The organism is Microvirga sp. VF16, assembly GCF_016864375.1.
GTDB lineage: Bacteria > Pseudomonadota > Alphaproteobacteria > Rhizobiales > Beijerinckiaceae > Microvirga.
In genome coordinates this window covers 23,985-40,187 of the sequence record NZ_CP069355.1, presented here as the reverse complement: position 1 = coordinate 40,187, position 16,203 = coordinate 23,985, and the positions used below count along the sequence as shown (strand labels likewise).

The following is a 16,203-nucleotide window of genomic DNA, read 5'->3' as shown; positions in this document are numbered from 1 at the left end:
GCGCCGAGCCAGCGGCGCGATCCGGGGAAATAGGCTCCCCGGACGAGGCAAGCGCCTCGCCCTCAAACCGGAGGTATAAGCTATGTGGTGCCTACCTATTAGCTTTACCCTGAACGCAAAAAGACCCGGAAGCACTGGCGAGTGAGATTCCGGGTCAATTTCTGGTACGTCTAGCAAAGAGCGTGGCGGGTGAAAGCCCGCCATGCACTCTGGCAATATAGCGCAAGCCGCGCTCTGGTCCAAGACTTGTCCCCGTTCTGGTCTCACAGACGACCGCGCCTTGCGTGTGCCCGATCAGTATTGCCGCTTCTCTCCTGATCGACTGCGACTGCAGCCATAAGGAATAGGAAACATCACCGTTATGTTGGAAAGGTACCTTTTATGTGGTACCAAGAAGGCCTTAAAAGGGTACCCAAATGGCGCTAAACATCAAAGACCCCGAGTTGCTTAGCCAGATCGAACACTTGGCGCGGGTGCGCCGGGTCAAGAAAATGGACGTGATCAGGGATGCCCTGAATGGGGCCATGGAAAAGGAAAACAGCAGGAAGAGCGTTCGGGAGTTGCTTGCCCCTGTTCTCGACAAGGCAGCGCGGCTTGGCACCAGCAGCACCATGACGTGGGAAGAGCACAAACGCGCTTCGGACGAGGAATGGGGGGAAGAGTAATGTTTTTGGATGCGTCCGCTGTGTGCGGTATTCTGGCGAACGAAGAGGACAAGGAAATTCTGCTCGCCAAGCTGGACGCGGCAACAACCCCGCTCACCACCTCGCCCGTTGCGATGATGGAAAGCGTCCTTGCTGTCAGCAAGGCGAAGAACATCAGCATTGACGTTGCCGAGGAGCTTGTGACGGAGTTCATGACTGCGTTGAAGGTTCGGAACGTCAGCCTCACGCCGGAGATCGGAAAGCGCGCGATCCGGGCACGCGTTCAGTATGGCAAGCCGCATCCGGCTCAGTTGAACATGGGCGATACGTTCGCCTATGCCTGTGCGAAGAACTACAACATCCCCTTGCTGTACAAGGGGAAGGACTTCCCGCATACGGATATGGGCTAGCGCACCACTCATGAGCTAGATCCGGCCTCCTGGGGGCCACGTCGGATCTTGCCGCGCCGCACGGCGGCACAGGCTTTGTCGGCGGCTTCCGCAGTCGCGAAAGGCCGCTGCAAAGTGCGGCGTGCGCCGCCGATCCGATGGGATGGACGTCTCCCACAACACAACCAGGGCCTCGCGGACCCTGGCATCATACCGGGTGGCGTATTGCCTGGCGGCGGGCGGCTTCTTCTCAGGTCGACAGAGGACCCGGATCGCATGCTTGCGGTGACAGCCGGTGACCGCGACAAACTCATCCAGGATGCGCTGCTTGTCCGCCCGGCCACTTGATCGGTAGCGCTCGATGATTGCTTCAACCGGTTCCGAGCGTGTTGTCATGCTGAGATGCCTTGCCATCCACCATCCCCGAAACAGGATGACAAAAGATGACGCATCCCGTCCGGAACAGCGAACCTATCGGTAACATTCAACGTGGGGCAATGCGCCCTGGACGAATTGGAAAACCTGCCCACAGGCCCTCAGCTCTCCTACGGCGCTCCGTGATGGCGCGGCGGCTTCGGGCCTGCTTCGCTCCGCTCCGGGCGCTACTGCCGTTTGACGCGCCTAGACAGCTTTCGCGGGAGGGCGAGCCTCCCTTGTTCACAAAGCCGCCGCCGTGCCGGCGCCGACATTCACAGATCCATGCTTGAGGGCAGGGAAGAGGGGCGCGCGGCCCCCTCTCCCCAGCAACCCCAAAAACCGGTGTCCCCATCATTCGGTCTGTCAGGCCGCGGGCCTGCCAGCCCTGCATGACCGCTCTGCGGCGGCCCTCCAGGCGCGTTCGCGCCTTCCGGGTGGGTGATCCCCCTCCGGTTTTCGGCCTTGCCCCCCTCTCCCCCCGCTGCTCGCCGCGAAGGCAGGGGCGCAGGCGCTGGCGCTGCGCCCACAACAGGAGAGAGCATGACCCGCAACCTTTATCGTGATGTCACCGACCGCATTCTTGGCGAGATGGAAAAGGGCGCGCTGCCCTGGGTGAAGCCGTGGAGCGGATATACAGGATCCCAGATGCCGCACAACGCCGCGACGGGCCGCGCCTATTCCGGCTGCAATGTCGTCCTGTTGTGGATCGCGCAAGCCGCAGGCAATTTCACAAGCCCCCGTTTCATGACCTACAAGCAGGCGCAGGAACTCGGCGGCAACGTGCGCAAGGGCGAGAAGGGCCACAAGATCGTTTACGTGAACGCCTTCGAGAAGGAGGAGGCCACCGACAGCGGAGAATCTGAGACCCGCCGCATTCCCTTCCTGCGCGAGTTTACCGTCTTCAATCTCGACCAGATCGAGAACTTGCCCGAGACCATCACCGCCAGCCAAACCCCGGCGCAGAACCCCGAGCAGCGGATCGACGTTGCCGAGGACTTTGTGAAGGTGACCCTTGCCAACGTTCGCCACGGCGAAGGGAGCGCCTATTACCGCCCGAGCGCCGACTTCGTGATGATGCCCGATTTCGTCACGTTCAAGAGCGCCGATCATTATTATGCAACCCTCTTCCATGAACTCGGCCACTGGACCGGAAGCGAGAAGCGCCTTGCGCGCGACCTGCGGAACCGTTTTGGCTCCGAAGCCTATGCCGCTGAGGAGCTTGTCGCGGAACTGACGAGCGCCTTCCTGTGTGCTGAATTTGGCTTTGACGGCGATATCCGCCACGCCGGATATATTCAGAACTGGATTGCCATTCTCAAAAAGGACGAGCGCGCATTCTTCACCGCCGCCAGCGCCGCACAGAAGGCTGCGGACCACCTGCGCGGCCTGGCCCTGGCCGACCTCACGCCGCGAGCGGCGTGAGGGGAGGGTGCCTCATGAGCTTCAAGCCCCAATCCTTCGCCGGGAGGGTCCGCTACGCAGCGGACCTGATCGCCAGCGGCGCGCGGCCTTGCCGCGCCTTTGATTCATGCTTTGAGAATTACGACGGCGACGCCATAGCGGCCGCCTTGATCCGAGAAGCCGCCACCAACCGGGATCTCGCGCAGAACCTTGGACGGTACATCAACCGCGCTCGAGCGCAGGAAGCAACGGACCGGCGGCAGCACTTGAGCGACGAGGCTCTAAAACGCGAGGCCGAGAGGCTCCGGCGCGAGGGTCGCACTGAGGCCTCGACCGCGCCGCCCCGCAACGTGCAACTCGCTCTGTTGTGAAACGGAGGCCCGTTCACACTTTCACAAAGATCGGGTAAGACCCCGAGCGCCATTCCTATACGCGGCTTGTAAGAAAGACAGCCGAGTCGCGCGAGCCAGTGTCGGGAGGCGTTCTCTCCCGCCTCCCGACCTGTGCCCCAATAGGATCGTCAAACGGTCACCTGAAACGCCCGCCGCGCCCTTTGCTGCAGTTCGTCCAGTTCGTCTTGCAGCGCGTTAATCTGGCCCTCCAGCTCATCGAACGAGCCGCATTCCGGCGTGATCAGAACCCGCTTGTTGTCATCCATGCTGTAGCGTTGAAGCGCGATCCGGACGGTAGCAGGCCGGATCGTGTCGCCGGGTCGGATGTCGAGTTCAAAGACCCCTGGAAGGTGCATTCTCGTGTCTCCCCGTAAGGAGATCGACCTTAGGCCGCTAAACGTGATCCCGCCAAGCCGGACGAGGGCCGAAGCCCTCGGCTTTCACAAAGCCGCCGCTGCGTTCGGCGGCGATTGTCTTTTGATTGATCGCAGATCGCCGGGGGAGAGAGGCGCGCGGCTCTCTCCCATCGCAACCCGTCGCGCCGGTTTCCCCATCATTCGGTTTGTAAGGCTGAAAGCCTGCCAACCCTGCATGACCGCTCTGCGGCGGCCCTCCAGGCGCCTACGCGCCTTCAGGGTGGGTGTCCCTGGCCTTCGGGGTGCCCCCTCTCCCCCGCGTTCGCCAGGTGGCAGGGGCGCAGGCGCTGGCGCTGCGCCCGACAATGAAGACGAGAGACACCATGGACACCATCACCGCCCTCTGATCGCCGGTCTTTTTGATGCAGACGAGTGGAGCCAGTTGCTCAAGAACGGTGCGCTTGCCAACCGCGAACACACCGACCCCGTTCCGGTTGTGAAACTGTTCACGCCTCACGCGGACAGCGTTTGGCTTGTGGCCGAGATCCACCCCGACGACGGCGACACCGCCATGGGCTTGATCGACACCGGGGGCTTCCCGGTCATGGGCTATTTTCGCCACTCCGAGATCACCAGCAAGCCGCTCCGCCCGGTCTACAAAGATCTCAATTTCCGGTTTCGGCCCAAGCGCCCCCTGTCGGAACTCTACGCCGTCGCCGCAAAAGCAGGCTCCATCACGGTCTAAGGTGAGGCCAGCGGTTTACACAACCGAAAGGGGAGAGGGATTAGGTAGGCACAGCAGGTTTTGAGGGCGGAAGCAGCAGCGCCGAGCCAAGCGGCGCAATCCGGGGAGATAGGCTCCCCGGTTGAGGCAAGCGCCTCGCCCTCAAACCGGAGGCCAAAGCATGTGGTTTCTACCCATTAGCTTTGCCCTAGACATGAAAAGGACCCGGACGGCTTGGGCGCTGTCTATCCGGGTCCGATTCTTCATAGCCTAGGAAACGGGGAGGGGGATAAAACCCCCTTCCCACTCCGGACCTCAATATAGCGCAAGCCGCGCTCTGATCCAAGTCTTCGAGCCTTGATCCGGTTTCACACCAGGCCCCGCAACGCTTCCAGCAGTTAAGATACAGGCTGAAACGGCCGCCTGGAATCTTGACAATGCGTATATATAAAATCTAATATACGTATAGATGAGGAGATATAGAGAGATGGCTTTCTCTGTGACAGATCAGGCGACGGATGCCGCCGTGCGGCGTCTTGCCAAATTGAAGAATACCACCCTGACGAATGCGATCCGCGAAGCGGTCGAAAACGAATACCAGCGCACGCGGCAGGCGGTTCCCTTGGCCGACCGCCTTCAAGCCCTAGCGGATCGCTACGCCACCTATCCCAAGACCGGCGAGACGGCGGACAAGGCGTTTTATGACGAGCTTGGAGGCAACCTCTAAATGTTCGTGGATGCGTCGGTCGTTGTTGCGATCTTGAAGCAGGAAGAGGGATGGCGCACTTTTGCCGCCCGGCTGTCCGAGGCGAGCAAAGTCTATGTCTCGCCCCTGTCGATTTGGGAGTCGGTTCTTGGCCTTGTGAAAGAGGCGAAGATTCCGTTCGAGGACGCGGAGGCTCTGGTGGATGGCTTCGTGAAGGAGGTGAACGCGCAGATCATCCAGATTTCGGCCAGTATCGGACGCGAGGCGTTGACCGCCTCCCGCCTCTATGGTCGCAACCGCCACCCGGCAGACCTCAATTTTGGCGACTGCTTTGCCTATGCCTGTGCGAAAGCCTATCGCATTCCCTTGCTCTACAAGGGCGACGACTTCGCGCAAACCGAACTGGCCTGACGCCGAGTTTATTCTAGAAATCCGCCTGTCCATGAAAGGAAGCGAGATCGTGACACCTTCGACTGAGGATATTGCACAAACCATCCTTGAAGCCCTCAAGCAGCAGGTTCAGGACGCGCCGGAATGGATCGATGATACGGACGGCCTAGACGATGTGGTGTTGGATGGGTCGTTCTCCCTGGTGCGTGTTGCCAAAGCGGTACGGACATTGCTGGATACCTAGGAAAAATCGAACTCATCATGACGACGATCCGGCGTCCTGATAGCCACGCCGGATCTTGCCGCGCCGTTGTACGGCGCAGGCTTTGCGGCGGCTTTCGCAGTCGCGTAAGGCCGCCAATCCTTCCCCATTCCTGCACCAGCACGATTGCCCCGAACAGGTCGGGCTCCAGGCACATCACATAGAACCGGGCTATGTTGCGCGCCGGATCGCGGCGGGTGAGGAAAATCACATTCACAGATCGCAGCCCCTATCGTGCCGTGGCCGCTTTTTTCAGAAGGGCCTCAACCGCATCATCGAGGAGGACATAAGGGGAAACGCCCCGATCCAGCGCGAGCTTGCGCAGCCCCAGGAGCAAATCGGGGCGGATCATCGCGCCCCACCGTTCGCGCTTCACATCATCGAGCGGCGGACGGCCAGGACGCTTGGCTTTGGCCGTGGGCTTGGCCCCACGCGCCGAGGTTCGAGACATCACAAACTCCATACTGTTTAAGGTTCGAGCGCCCCGCCGCCGCTATCGCTTGGCGGCATTGGCGCGAAGATAGGTGGCGAGGGCATCGTCGAGGACATCAGATGGAGAGACATGGCGATGCAGAGCGAGCATCCGCATCTCGAGCAGGAACTCAGGCCGAACCATCGTATCCCACCGAACACGCTCCGGCGCAGGTTTCGATCCTACTTCCCTCTTGGTTCGCGTTCCAGCCGCACCGGCTTTCGTCTTGATTGTCGTTCTGGACGTAAGGCCCTCTTGAGAGATCAGGATTCCCGTTTGGTGGATCTGTTTTGGAGGTAGGCACCTACGGCCTCCTCCAGCACATCGAAGGGCGATACGCGTCGATCGAGGGCGATCCGGCGCACCCCGAGGACGAAATCCGTCCGCATCTGGATGCCCCACTTCTCCCGCTTTTGGTCCGGCTTTGGACGCGGCGGCCGCCCCATCTTCTTTGGACCGGACGCAGAGGTTTCTTCACCAGCTGGCTTTGAAGATCGAACAGGCTCAGGCGAGGCCGGGGCAGAGGGCGCTGTCACAGACTCGGGTTCCGGCTTTGGCGGTTGCGGGGCAGCGGGCTTATCGCCTGTGATGATCTGCCCTGTGGCGGCGGCCGCTTCGCGGCCTTTCGCCAGAATTTCATCAAGGGAAAGCTCCTTGCCTCCACCGAGTGCCGGATCAGGCAGCGTAAACTTGGACATGATATGATCCCGGCTCACACCGCCTCAGCGGCGAGAGCGGCTTCGCGCGTCTCCGGCTCGGCTACGCCCTCGCCGGCGACTGCCGCGACTGGCTGTTGAGGAGGCGGGCTCAGAAGGTCCAAGATTTCAGCCGTCAGAGCGGCGACGTTCGCGCGAGCCTTGCGCACACTCTCCGGGTCTGCATCCAAGGTTGCGAGCATTCCCTTGTCGTTGGTGATAGCCCGGAACATGGGCCGTTGCTGCAACATGGTGCGGAAGTACGGGATCTTGTTATCTTGAAGATAGGCAACCGCGTCCTTGAAGACCTGCGTGGTCCGGGCAATGCCCTCCACCTCGTTGAGGAACACCCGCACCCCGCTGCTCCGGAAGTGAGCGGTGTATTGCACAAAGGGAAGCGCTTCTTCCAGATCAAGCTGACTGGCTCGGCTTGGCACAGCCACCACGTTGGCGCGCGCCGCGACAATCGCCATGACCGGGGAGAGGATCCCCTGAACGTCAATGAACACCAGGCCGTCGTCTGGCAGCGCCTTGAGGCGATCCGCCAGCGCCGCTTCGCCTAAGCACGAGACAACCTCGATCCGCTCCGGCAGGCGATTGGCCGCTTGGCAACGTTTAAACCATTTGACGGCGGACTGCTGAGGGTCCGTGTCGAGGATCAACACGCGCTCGCCGCGGGCGGCGATTTCTCCCGCCACGAGAATGCAGCTCGTGGTCTTGCCACTCCCGCCCTTTGAGGTCGCAAACGCAACAATCGGCACCTGTGCCATCTCTCACACCCTCTTCCTCCGGCAGCCAAAAATCCTTCGACCACCCGCCGACGTTTCAAAGCTTTTCTGCATTCCGAAGGTTTTGAAGCTTTGCGCCATTCCGCAGCCGCAAAAGCTTTTGGGTGCTCGAAACCCCAAGAAGTTTTCGCCTTCCGAAACCTTTCGAATTTGCAATATACGTTGTGGCATAAAAAATGTCATAACACATTAAATATTGCATATGTTCTCGCACTTATCCACGTCGCGAAGGTTTGGAAGGTTAGAAGGCTTCGTGAGGCTCAGAAGATCTGCCGCGTTCCTGCACTTTCGGCGTTTCCAAACCCGGAGCGGCTTTCGAACATTCCGGGACTTTTGAACCCCCAAAATGTTGCGAAGGTTCAGGGGGCAAAAAATTCATAAGTTTGTTTCTTGAATGGCAGGATAGGGAACATCGTGGTACACGATCTTCCGTGTGCCCTGACCAGGCGGGTTTAGAGGCTCCGGCAGTTGCCACGAGACGGCAACCGGAGCCTCCCGCGTTCACAAAGGACCGAGATTTTGACGGCGAAGGAGACGCGCAGCGACGTGATTAAGGTTCGGCTCCAGCCGAGCGAGCGAGCGCGTTTTGCCGCCGAGTGCAAGGCATCCAATGTCAGCGAAAGCGAGGGATTGCGCCGTCTGGTGCGTGCCGCAGGAGGACTTGGCCCGACGTTTGACGGCAAGGCAAAAGCGGCGATTGAAGAGCTTTCCGCTCAAACCCGCGCTGTGGGTGTGAACCTCAATCAGGTCGCGCGCGCCATGAACCAGGGTCTTGTTCCGCCCGACGCGACGTTGCGCACGGTGTTGGAGGACATCGCCGGCGCCATTCAGGCTTACGATCAGCTCTATGTGTCGATGGTCGCGCGGTCGCGGAAATGGGCGCTCGAAGCCCTCCAGGATGAGCAGGCATGATCAATGCTGCCGTCTTTGATGGTCTCGATTTTGCGGGCCTGTCCTTTCGGGCGCGGGCTCGATTGCAGGCTAATCGGGACGCGAATGCCATTGCGGCCGGTCTCTATGAGGAGACCCCGGCCAAGTCCTCGAACAAGCCGAAGGATTCGGCCTCGAGCCGGGGAGTGCCGGCCGCACCGGCAGCGCCCCGGCCAGCCAGCTATCTTCCTGCGTCCGGTTCGCGGATTGTCGTTACTCCCGAGGAGGAGGAGCGCCGCCGCCGTAAGGTCATGGGAGCAGGGGCGGGGATCCTCGCCGCGGGTCCGGCCTTCGCCGTGCAGTCGGTTGGAGCCGCGCAGGAGGCTTATGCGGTCGAGGTCCGTTCGGTCGCGGTGAAGCGCGCGGCGCTTGCGATGGGATCGCAAGCCGCCGTCGTGAAACTCGCGAGTTATGCCAGTGGTCGCGCCCGCGTGTCGGCGCTTCTGACCTATCAGAGCCACAATGGCGAGCTGGCGCTTGAGCGTCAGGACGGTTCGCACGTTCAAGGCAAGGAGGCGATTCAGGCGCTTGTCGCCCGCTGGCAGGAAGACACTCCAGCGCGCGAGCCGTCCAAGGACGTTCTGAGCTTCACTCTCACGATCAACGGCGGGGTTTCACAAAGCGAAGCCCAAGCCGCTTTGGCCGAGGCGCTGGCTGGTCATCGCTATGCCTTCCGCATCGAGGAGCAGGGCAGCCAGTCGCGGCTGCATGTGGTGATGTCGGCCGCGAGCTCGCAAAGAGACGAGCAGGGCAGGGTGGTTCGGGTTTACGACAACCGCAAATCCCTTGGCGCCCTCGAGCGCCGCCTATCGGATTCCTTCGACGGAGCCACCTTCGAGGCTCAGGGCTTCCTGCATGGGGTCGAGGGTGCAAGCCGGCATCTCTTGCGCCTCTCCAGGAACGGCGCGCATTCCGTCATCACCAGCAAGGGCAAGGTTCTGGCAAGCGCGGAGGCCGCATGGTCCGAGGCGAAGTCATGGAAGCGCGACCTGCGCTCGACTGATCAGCGTGAAATCGCGCATATCATCTTTTCGGCCAAACCCGGCACCGACACAGCGGCTTTCGTGGATGCCGTTCGTGCCACCCTGGACCGGGAGTTTGGGGGCCGGGAATACGTGTTCGCCCTCCACACCAACCGGCAGCACATTCACGTTCATACTGCTGTGAGAATGCGGGACAGCCACGGCAAGAAAATGGATCCCCGCATTCAGGATCTGCAGCGTTGGCGCGAGACGCTGGCCGAGGAAGCCCGTCAGCGGAACATCCCCATGGAAGCCGTGAGCCGGTTCGAGCAGGCCCATGTTCCGGGCTACAAGCTCAAGGACATTCGCCGCCTCGAGCGCGGCACCGCCCCCGAGAGCGCCCGCCGTCGCGTCGAGGCAGCAAAGACCCGCGCCATTCACATTCCCACCCGCGAGGAGGGCCGCAAGCGCGCCAATGAGGTTGCGCGCGGTTGGCAAGCTGTGGCGATTGCCCAGGCCTCGAGCCCCGAGCCGACCCTAGCCCCCGATAGCATCCGGCTTTACCGCGCCGAGAAGCCGGGAGCTCCACCATCGAGCGCGCCGCTGTTTGCGCGAGATCGCGCCACCGCCGAGACATTGGCGGCATCGTTCAAGGGCAGCGTCTCTTACGTGGACGTGCCCCGGTCGCGCCTGTCCGAAGTCACGCCGTCCCGCACCAATCCCGAGGCTTATGTCACGGTCAGCCGCGATCTGGCCGCACGACAGCAGCCGTTGACCCCCGTGCCGGAGCGCAGGGTGGTGGAGCTTCAAGAACGCACCCGCACGGCCATCGAGCGCGCCGAGCGGCAATCCGAGATCCAGTCTGAGCAGAAAGGAAAGCCCACCATGCCGACACTTGAGCGGATGGAGAGCACGGTTGACTCCATGAAGACTAATATCGCCGCCTTGATTCAGGCTGCTCCCGCGGAGGCGCGCCCAGCCCTCGCAGAGACGGCGAAGGAGGCCATTCAGGATCTTGAGACGGCACTTGCCGAGAAGCGCAAGCAGGCCGAGAGCCGCCGTCCGGACATTGAGGGCGACCGTTATGTTGAGCCCAGGCCGAATAGCGTTGAGGGCTTCCGCTCGAAGGCCAAGGGAACAGAGGTCCACTATTTCCGCGAGACGCCGACGGGCGAGAAGCTGGCTTTCGTGGACAACGGTAAGCAGGTGAAAATCCACGACTGGAAGGACCGGGAGACGGTTCGCGCCGCTCTGCAGCTGTCCTCTGAAAAGTGGGAGGGTCTAACGATCAAGGGCAATGACGAGTACAAGAGCATGGTTGTAAGCCTTGCCGCCGAACACGGCTTCAAGATCACGAACCCCGAACTGCAAGAGCGGATCGCTGCCGAGCGGCAGCGTCTTGGCAAGCTGGAGGCTGCGAAGGAAACCGCGGAGGTCCGCGAGGCCGCACTGCAGACGGAGAAGGCGAAAGACGCCCCCGCGCAAAAACCGACCTCGAGCGCAGCACCGGAGGCCAAGGCGGAAACCGCCAGCAGACCGGAAGCCTCGACGGCAAAGACCGAGGCCGCCCCGACCGCCAAGCCGGAGAAGGACAGCGCCGAGCGGCCGGCTATGGTGGGCGTTCTGGTATCGATCGGGGAGGGCCGTTATAAAGACGATCCGAAGAACGACGTTTCACCATATGTCGATCTTCGGACCGAGGATGGCCGCGTTCACCGGATCTGGAGCGTTCAGGTTGCCAAGGATCTCAAGGCGGCCGACGCACAACCTGGCGATACCGTGAAGGCGCAGTATCTTGGCATCGAGCATGTGACGAAACCGGTTCCCGTGAAGGACGAGAAAACTGGCGAAGTCACCCACCGTGAGGAGAAGGCCGTTGAGCGCGGCGTGTGGCAGACGGAGGTTGTGCGCCAGGTGCAGCAGGAGCAACCGGCAAAGCCGGAGGCGAAGACCGCTGAGCCCGAGACTGCCAAATTCGATCGACAGCAGGCGGGCAACCATCCCAAGGAGCGACGCCATGAGACCAATAAACCCAGGCACCGACCATAGCGCGTTGGTTCAGTTGGCTAGAGCGCTACCCCTCCGAAGGCAAAGGCCACACGTTCGAATCGCGTCGGGTGCGCCAATCTTCTTAAAAACTTAGCGGTAATAGGTGATTAGGCAGCGATGCCGGTGTCACCATATGGTCACCACACCGGCGGAGAGGCCGGCTCTACATCTGTGGATTAGACGAATCCGTTCTTACGGTTGAACTGCCGATCCGAAACAATCTTCGCGGCGATCCGATTCGCACAAAGGTGAAGAATGAGAGAAAGATTGTTTCAAGAAAGCTTCCATAATTTTCGAGACGAGAAAATCAGAGAGGCAGTTGCCAGGGCTGAAGCCATCTCTGAGAAGGACCTTCTAAGTGCCGACCTATCAGCTAAGCTAGATGAGGTGGCAAATGGCTTTCGCTTCGTGGTTGCCACGCTTAAGCCGGAAGGACGGCGAGGAAAGAGACGCATAGAGACGCGTCAGGTCAGAGATTACGGTGATGTTCGTGATGTACAGGTGTCTGTAATCGACGTAACAATCCCAATGGAAGGCTATCCAAAGAGCCTGCACATTGCGCCTTCACACAGCAACGTCATAGAAATACCTGCAAGTACCGGTACGGGCGGCTTAATCGCGACTTTCTATGACGACGATAGCCTCGATAAGAACGTGGATTCTTTCATCGCGAGGGTATCCGAAAACCTTGATCGTCTTCGCAAAGAGATGGAAGGGCTGAAACCGCAAATCAGAGAGGCTATCGGCACAGTTGCCGACCGCCGTCTTGCTGAAGTGCAAGCCCGATTAGAGCGAGATAAAACCCGCAGCTTCCCGATCGACTAAGACTGGTGAGTGAGCTCGCGTGGCCCCATGGGGATTGAACGTCCAATCCATTCCGCATCGGTGCCGCCGAGCGCTCTATAGGCTTCACGGGCGTGCAGCATCATCGCGTGTCTGACTGAATCATCGAGGATCTTGATAGAGCGGCGGCTCCCTTCAGGGCCATCCTACTTCGGCGGCCACGTCACCAAAAGGCTGATCAACAGGAAACAGAGGCAAAGCAAGCCGCAGAGACCTTAAAGCCCTTGGCCAAGTCGTCACGAAAACTGACATCCCACAAGAGTGCGAAAAAGACAAAACCTAAGGAGTGAGAAATGGCCGGGAAGACAGTCGAGGATCTGAAGAAGCTGCGGGCTGAGCTGGTCGAACGCCGGCGCCAAGAAGCCTATTGGGTTGGCGGCCCTCACCACGATGACCGGATACAGAAGCTGGTCCAGGTTCACACTGCCATCGAGGCTCTGGATGCTGTCATTGCCGAGGGCGAGGATGAACCTGATTACAATATCTCCGGTTTCCTTGGAGCTGTATAAGATGGATTTCAGTCCAGCCGAGCGGGCCTACCTGGACGACATGCGGATGCTCTCGACCGATAGCGAAGGCCGAGAGGTCTTCATCGGACTGACGGCGGAGGAAAGCGCCGAGTTCTATGCCTTCACGCGGCCCGAGAACCTAGAGAGCAAGAGCTCCGAAGAGCGGGACCGCTATCTTGAACTGCATGAGAAGCACGAGAAGGCTCGTTTGCAGATTGTCGTGGCAGAGATCGAGGCCAGGCACGATTCAATCCGGAATTAGGTACTGGCCTGGTGGTGCAGCTGAAGGAACAGCATTTTGAGGTACCTCAAGACCTTGTGATTACCTTTTTCGCAACGTTGGAACGGCTGGCTTTCCGTTGAAAAGCAAGGGAAATCACCCCATATTCAGGATGCGGCCCTAATGCCTGACACCGTCATGTTGCAACGGGTGGGGGATTCAGCCATAAAAACAGTTGAAACGCGGGCTGGGGTTCGATAGTTATGTACTCGGAGATGCGGGGCGGATATGGCCCCGCGCTCATTCCAGGGCCCGCGTCTAACGACGCGGGCTTCTGAGTTTATGATCTTCGCTTACATTGATGAGTTTGGCCATATCGGCCCCTACTTTGGCCGATCTGCGCCGGTCTATAATGAAAGTCCTGTTTTCGGGCTTGCTGGGATTCTGCTGCCCGAACCTGCGATCCGGCCGTTCGCTTCGTTCTTCCTCCAACAAAAAGAGCTCCTCTTCTCAGAGGAAATTATCCGATCAGGTAAGATGGCTTCTCAGTGGGAGAAGAAAGGCACATCCTTTCTCCGCCCTCGACCTGTAGAGCAGTATCCGAATATCAGACGAACAATTTACCGAATGATGAATAGGCTCCATCGGGATGATGGGGCTGTTTTTTATTATGGCCGAGAGAAGATCAAAAACAGAACAGACCTCAACTCTATGGGTCTATACAAAACCATTCTGTCTCACGCGATCAGGAAGATCGATAATTACTGTGAGCAGATTGGGGAGAACTTCGCTCTTGTGATTGATGAGCACTCTGCGCGCAAGGAATTGCTTGAAACGGCAGCCAAGACCATGTTTGGCGAAGCGCCGGCAAGGCGTCTCATCAGCCCGCCATTTGAAGTTGAAAGCTACCTCAACCAGAGCATGCAGGCGGCTGATTGGATCGCAACCCTCGTAGGGCGGGTCTATGCACATAAGGCTTCGCCGGAAGAGTTTCCCGACTATGAGCCCATGAGCCGTCTCTTTGGAGACCGTCTACACAACATAGCCGTGAACAGCACTGTCATGGAGAGGACGCCCAGAGGAATTATTATTGAACGTCAATCCCGGCGGCGGCTAACTGTTATCTCATCTCAATCGACTACTGTTATCGAGGATAGCTCAACAGAACAGATTACTGTGCGCTCTATGGGCACTTGAGTGCCAAAATGAGGTTTGTTACACCTGTTACACCTGCCGAAAATTGCGGTATAACAGGAATTTGCCTTTAAAATCAGTGCTGTTACACGCGTTACACCTGTTACACCGCAAAAACATCAATCACCGCGCCGCACGGCTTGAGAGCTGCACGATCTTCCCTTCCTCTCCCGTCATCTGGGCATAGATCGCCCGCGCCACCTTATCGGCCGCCGCGATCAGGACGCTAGCGCGTCGGACCGTTAGGTGGACGCACCGCCAGCGGCTTCGAGTTTGGCTCCGAGATTGCTGGAATGCAGAACTCACCGGATCTGACTTCTCGTCCGATGCCCTATCGAGATGATGGACATAGCGGCTTGTCACTGACCCAGCCGCATGGCCCAGCATCGCGGCTATGGTGGATTCCGTGAAGCCGAGATCGCCAGCTACGCTGGCGAAGGAATGCCGGAGTGTGTGAGGCGTCACGTCCGTGAACTTGGCCCGCTCCGCGATCCGCTCCCAACCGCCGGGCAGGCCGTAGGACATAAGGACAACCCTTCCGGCTCTCAATCCTCGCCACCAGATCAAAGACAGGGCGGCCGATGGGCCGGACGGATGTGCCTTCCTTCGTGTCTTCAAGCCGGAAGCAGCCGCCCGCCTCGTCCACCTCGCTCCACTTCAGCCCTTGGATCCAAGCCGAGATCGACAGCCGCGAGGCTGAGGAAGCCGCACTGGCCGCGTGATCCGGCTCAAGGGACGAGACACCTGCCAAGTGGCGGGTTTTCTTTTGGGGAGCAGGAAAGCAGAACGGAAGGGGCTGGCGTTGTCTCTGTGGAGGGGAGGGGCTACTCCCTCCCCGACCCGGCTCTCAGTCGCCCTACGGCTTGGTCATCGGCGGAAGCCTTCAAGAGCTCGTCCCAACTGCCGGGACGATCCCCGGCCTTGAGCATCCTCTTGAACGTCTCGTAGGCATCCGCCTTCGAGCCGTAGGCCCGCTTCGTGTCCTCGTCGTTGACCCAGCCGAAGACGATCGTCTTCTTGTCCTCGGCATAGCGGAAGAACAGCCGGAACTGCTGGAGGAATTTCGCCCGGAACCAATTCTTGTTGTCATCCCCGAGGGTCGATCCTTGCCGGAAGTCCGGGTTCGTCGGATCGGCGGGGATGACCTCGAACGCTGTCTTGAGCAGGGCGGTGTAGAGCTTGGTCGCCTTCTTGGTCTTGTAGTCCTTTGGGTGCTTCGCCCTGACGGCGTGGAAATCGGTCTGGTAAGCCTCAAGCTGGTCGAGGAAGACCGGGTGGGCATAGATTTTCCACCCGTTGACGACGATCGTCGGCTCACTCACTCGTCACCATCCGTCAGGGGGCTGTCGAGGTCGATTTCCACGTCAGAGAGGTCGCGCAGGTCGTCCAGAAAGCCCTGTGACACCGGACGGATGGCGGCCGTCTTCCGTTCCGCCATGTCCCGTTCGAGAAACCCGAGGAACTCGGAGATCACCGGATCCGTATGGACCTCTTCCTCTTCCTTGCTGGCGATCACGACCGTGCCGTCGGGCATCCCGCGGAAGACGACGCGGCCACGCTTGCGGACGGCCAGCATCTTCCGGACCGCTGCTGGGACCGTCGTCTGGCCGCGCTCGGTAATGGTCGCCTCGATTTCGAAGATGGCAGGTTCGCCCATTCCAGCCCCCAAACAGGTGGCAATGCATTTGCATTGCTGGATGTAATGCATCTGCATTGTATGTCAAGGATGGTGAGGCGCCGTCAGCTGTTTGTGAAGTCGATTGAGCTGCCTGGAATCATTGACGGCGACTTTCATAGGTTGGCAACTTATTGTTGTTCTGTAGGGCTTTATGCAACCACTGGTTCCATAACTAATCTTAT

The 16,203-nt window shown here is 59.8% G+C and carries 23 protein-coding genes; 14 read left to right on the top strand and 9 right to left on the bottom strand.

Annotated features, from left to right (window positions below; all coding sequences use genetic code 11):
• The first annotated feature begins 416 nt into the window (after positions 1–416).
• Both JO965_RS25685 and JO965_RS25680 read left to right on the top strand, forming a co-directional pair.
• Entirely contained in the window at positions 417–665 is a 249-nt protein-coding gene (locus JO965_RS25685) for a type II toxin-antitoxin system VapB family antitoxin (protein WP_203444971.1), read from the top strand.
• Positions 665–1,054, top strand: a complete 390-nt coding sequence (locus JO965_RS25680; protein ID WP_203444970.1) for a type II toxin-antitoxin system VapC family toxin — start codon at positions 665–667, stop codon at positions 1,052–1,054. Before JO965_RS25685 ends, JO965_RS25680 begins: the two co-directional genes overlap by 1 nt.
• A gap of 15 nt (positions 1,055–1,069) precedes the next feature.
• Here the strand turns inward: JO965_RS25680 and JO965_RS25675 are convergent, their stop codons facing one another.
• Entirely contained in the window at positions 1,070–1,429 is a 360-nt protein-coding gene (locus tag JO965_RS25675; protein WP_203445582.1) for a hypothetical protein, read from the bottom strand.
• Positions 1,430–1,990: 561 nt separating this feature from the next.
• Between JO965_RS25675 and JO965_RS25670 the strand changes: the two genes are divergently transcribed.
• Together JO965_RS25670 and JO965_RS25665 are read left to right on the top strand one after the other, a co-directional pair.
• Complete coding sequence (locus tag JO965_RS25670) at positions 1,991–2,872, top strand: ArdC family protein (RefSeq protein ID WP_203444969.1); 882 nt, start codon at positions 1,991–1,993, stop codon at positions 2,870–2,872.
• 14 nt (positions 2,873–2,886) lie between these two features.
• Positions 2,887–3,222 carry a hypothetical protein gene (locus JO965_RS25665; protein ID WP_203444968.1) on the top strand — a complete coding sequence of 112 codons (336 nt, stop codon included), beginning with the start codon at positions 2,887–2,889 and terminating at the stop codon, positions 3,220–3,222.
• 149 nt (positions 3,223–3,371) lie between these two features.
• Here JO965_RS25665 and JO965_RS25660 read toward each other — a convergent pair whose 3' ends face one another.
• Positions 3,372–3,599, bottom strand: coding sequence for a hypothetical protein (locus JO965_RS25660; protein WP_203444967.1), 228 nt, complete (start codon positions 3,597–3,599; stop codon positions 3,372–3,374).
• A 442-nt stretch (positions 3,600–4,041) separates the two neighbouring features.
• Here JO965_RS25660 and JO965_RS48075 point away from each other — a divergent pair, with 442 nt between their 5' ends.
• The 4 genes from JO965_RS48075 (at position 4,042) to JO965_RS48070 (ending at position 5,663) form a co-directional block, all read left to right on the top strand.
• A complete protein-coding gene (locus JO965_RS48075; RefSeq protein ID WP_246776990.1) occupies positions 4,042–4,344 on the top strand; it encodes a DUF2958 domain-containing protein in 303 nt (100 codons plus the stop codon).
• A 466-nt stretch (positions 4,345–4,810) separates the two neighbouring features.
• Positions 4,811–5,050, top strand: a complete 240-nt coding sequence (locus tag JO965_RS25650) for a type II toxin-antitoxin system VapB family antitoxin (RefSeq protein ID WP_203444965.1) — start codon at positions 4,811–4,813, stop codon at positions 5,048–5,050.
• The gene (locus tag JO965_RS25645; protein ID WP_203444964.1) at positions 5,051–5,440 is read left to right on the top strand and encodes a type II toxin-antitoxin system VapC family toxin; all 390 of its coding nucleotides are present in this window, start codon (positions 5,051–5,053) and stop codon (positions 5,438–5,440) included.
• A gap of 49 nt (positions 5,441–5,489) precedes the next feature.
• A complete protein-coding gene (locus JO965_RS48070; protein WP_246777091.1) occupies positions 5,490–5,663 on the top strand; it encodes a hypothetical protein in 174 nt (57 codons plus the stop codon).
• Positions 5,664–5,910: 247 nt separating this feature from the next.
• Here JO965_RS48070 and JO965_RS25635 read toward each other — a convergent pair whose 3' ends face one another.
• The 4 genes from JO965_RS25635 to JO965_RS25625 all read right to left on the bottom strand — a co-directional run bounded on the left by JO965_RS25635 (position 5,911) and on the right by JO965_RS25625 (position 7,618).
• A complete protein-coding gene (locus JO965_RS25635) occupies positions 5,911–6,132 on the bottom strand; it encodes a hypothetical protein (protein ID WP_203444963.1) in 222 nt (73 codons plus the stop codon).
• Positions 6,133–6,174: 42 nt separating this feature from the next.
• Entirely contained in the window at positions 6,175–6,297 is a 123-nt protein-coding gene (locus tag JO965_RS48965) for a hypothetical protein (RefSeq protein ID WP_256451924.1), read from the bottom strand.
• Between the two features lie 119 nt (positions 6,298–6,416).
• Positions 6,417–6,851: a hypothetical protein gene (locus JO965_RS25630; RefSeq protein WP_203444962.1), complete on the bottom strand. Its 435-nt coding sequence runs from the start codon at positions 6,849–6,851 to the stop codon at positions 6,417–6,419.
• A 14-nt stretch (positions 6,852–6,865) separates the two neighbouring features.
• Positions 6,866–7,618, bottom strand: coding sequence for a ParA family protein (locus JO965_RS25625; protein WP_203444961.1), 753 nt, complete (start codon positions 7,616–7,618; stop codon positions 6,866–6,868).
• 564 nt (positions 7,619–8,182) lie between these two features.
• Here JO965_RS25625 and JO965_RS25620 point away from each other — a divergent pair.
• The 6 genes from JO965_RS25620 to JO965_RS25595 all read left to right on the top strand — a co-directional run bounded on the left by JO965_RS25620 (position 8,183) and on the right by JO965_RS25595 (position 14,346).
• Entirely contained in the window at positions 8,183–8,548 is a 366-nt protein-coding gene (locus tag JO965_RS25620; RefSeq protein WP_203444960.1) for a plasmid mobilization relaxosome protein MobC, read from the top strand.
• Positions 8,545–11,577, top strand: a complete 3,033-nt coding sequence (locus JO965_RS25615; protein ID WP_203444959.1) for an LPD7 domain-containing protein — start codon at positions 8,545–8,547, stop codon at positions 11,575–11,577. Before JO965_RS25620 ends, JO965_RS25615 begins: the two co-directional genes overlap by 4 nt.
• Positions 11,578–11,844: 267 nt before the next feature.
• Entirely contained in the window at positions 11,845–12,402 is a 558-nt protein-coding gene (locus JO965_RS25610) for a hypothetical protein (RefSeq protein WP_203444958.1), read from the top strand.
• Positions 12,403–12,713: 311 nt separating this feature from the next.
• Entirely contained in the window at positions 12,714–12,929 is a 216-nt protein-coding gene (locus JO965_RS25605) for a hypothetical protein (RefSeq protein ID WP_203444957.1), read from the top strand.
• Between the two features lies 1 nt (position 12,930).
• The gene (locus JO965_RS25600) at positions 12,931–13,191 is read left to right on the top strand and encodes a hypothetical protein (protein WP_203444956.1); all 261 of its coding nucleotides are present in this window, start codon (positions 12,931–12,933) and stop codon (positions 13,189–13,191) included.
• Between the two features lie 300 nt (positions 13,192–13,491).
• On the top strand, positions 13,492–14,346 hold the full coding sequence (locus JO965_RS25595; protein ID WP_203444955.1) for a DUF3800 domain-containing protein: 855 nt from the start codon (positions 13,492–13,494) through the stop codon (positions 14,344–14,346).
• A gap of 120 nt (positions 14,347–14,466) precedes the next feature.
• Here the strand turns inward: JO965_RS25595 and JO965_RS48060 are convergent, their stop codons facing one another.
• From JO965_RS48060 to JO965_RS25580, 3 genes are all read right to left on the bottom strand, one after another.
• Positions 14,467–14,868 carry a tyrosine-type recombinase/integrase gene (locus tag JO965_RS48060; protein WP_246776989.1) on the bottom strand — a complete coding sequence of 134 codons (402 nt, stop codon included), beginning with the start codon at positions 14,866–14,868 and terminating at the stop codon, positions 14,467–14,469.
• Between the two features lie 299 nt (positions 14,869–15,167).
• Positions 15,168–15,665, bottom strand: a complete 498-nt coding sequence (locus tag JO965_RS25585; protein WP_203444954.1) for a type II toxin-antitoxin system YhaV family toxin — start codon at positions 15,663–15,665, stop codon at positions 15,168–15,170.
• Positions 15,662–16,000 (bottom strand): type II toxin-antitoxin system PrlF family antitoxin, encoded by a 339-nt coding sequence (locus JO965_RS25580; protein ID WP_203444953.1) that lies wholly within the window; start codon positions 15,998–16,000, stop codon positions 15,662–15,664. Before JO965_RS25580 ends, JO965_RS25585 begins: the two co-directional genes overlap by 4 nt.
• Between the last annotated feature and the right edge of the window lie 203 nt (positions 16,001–16,203).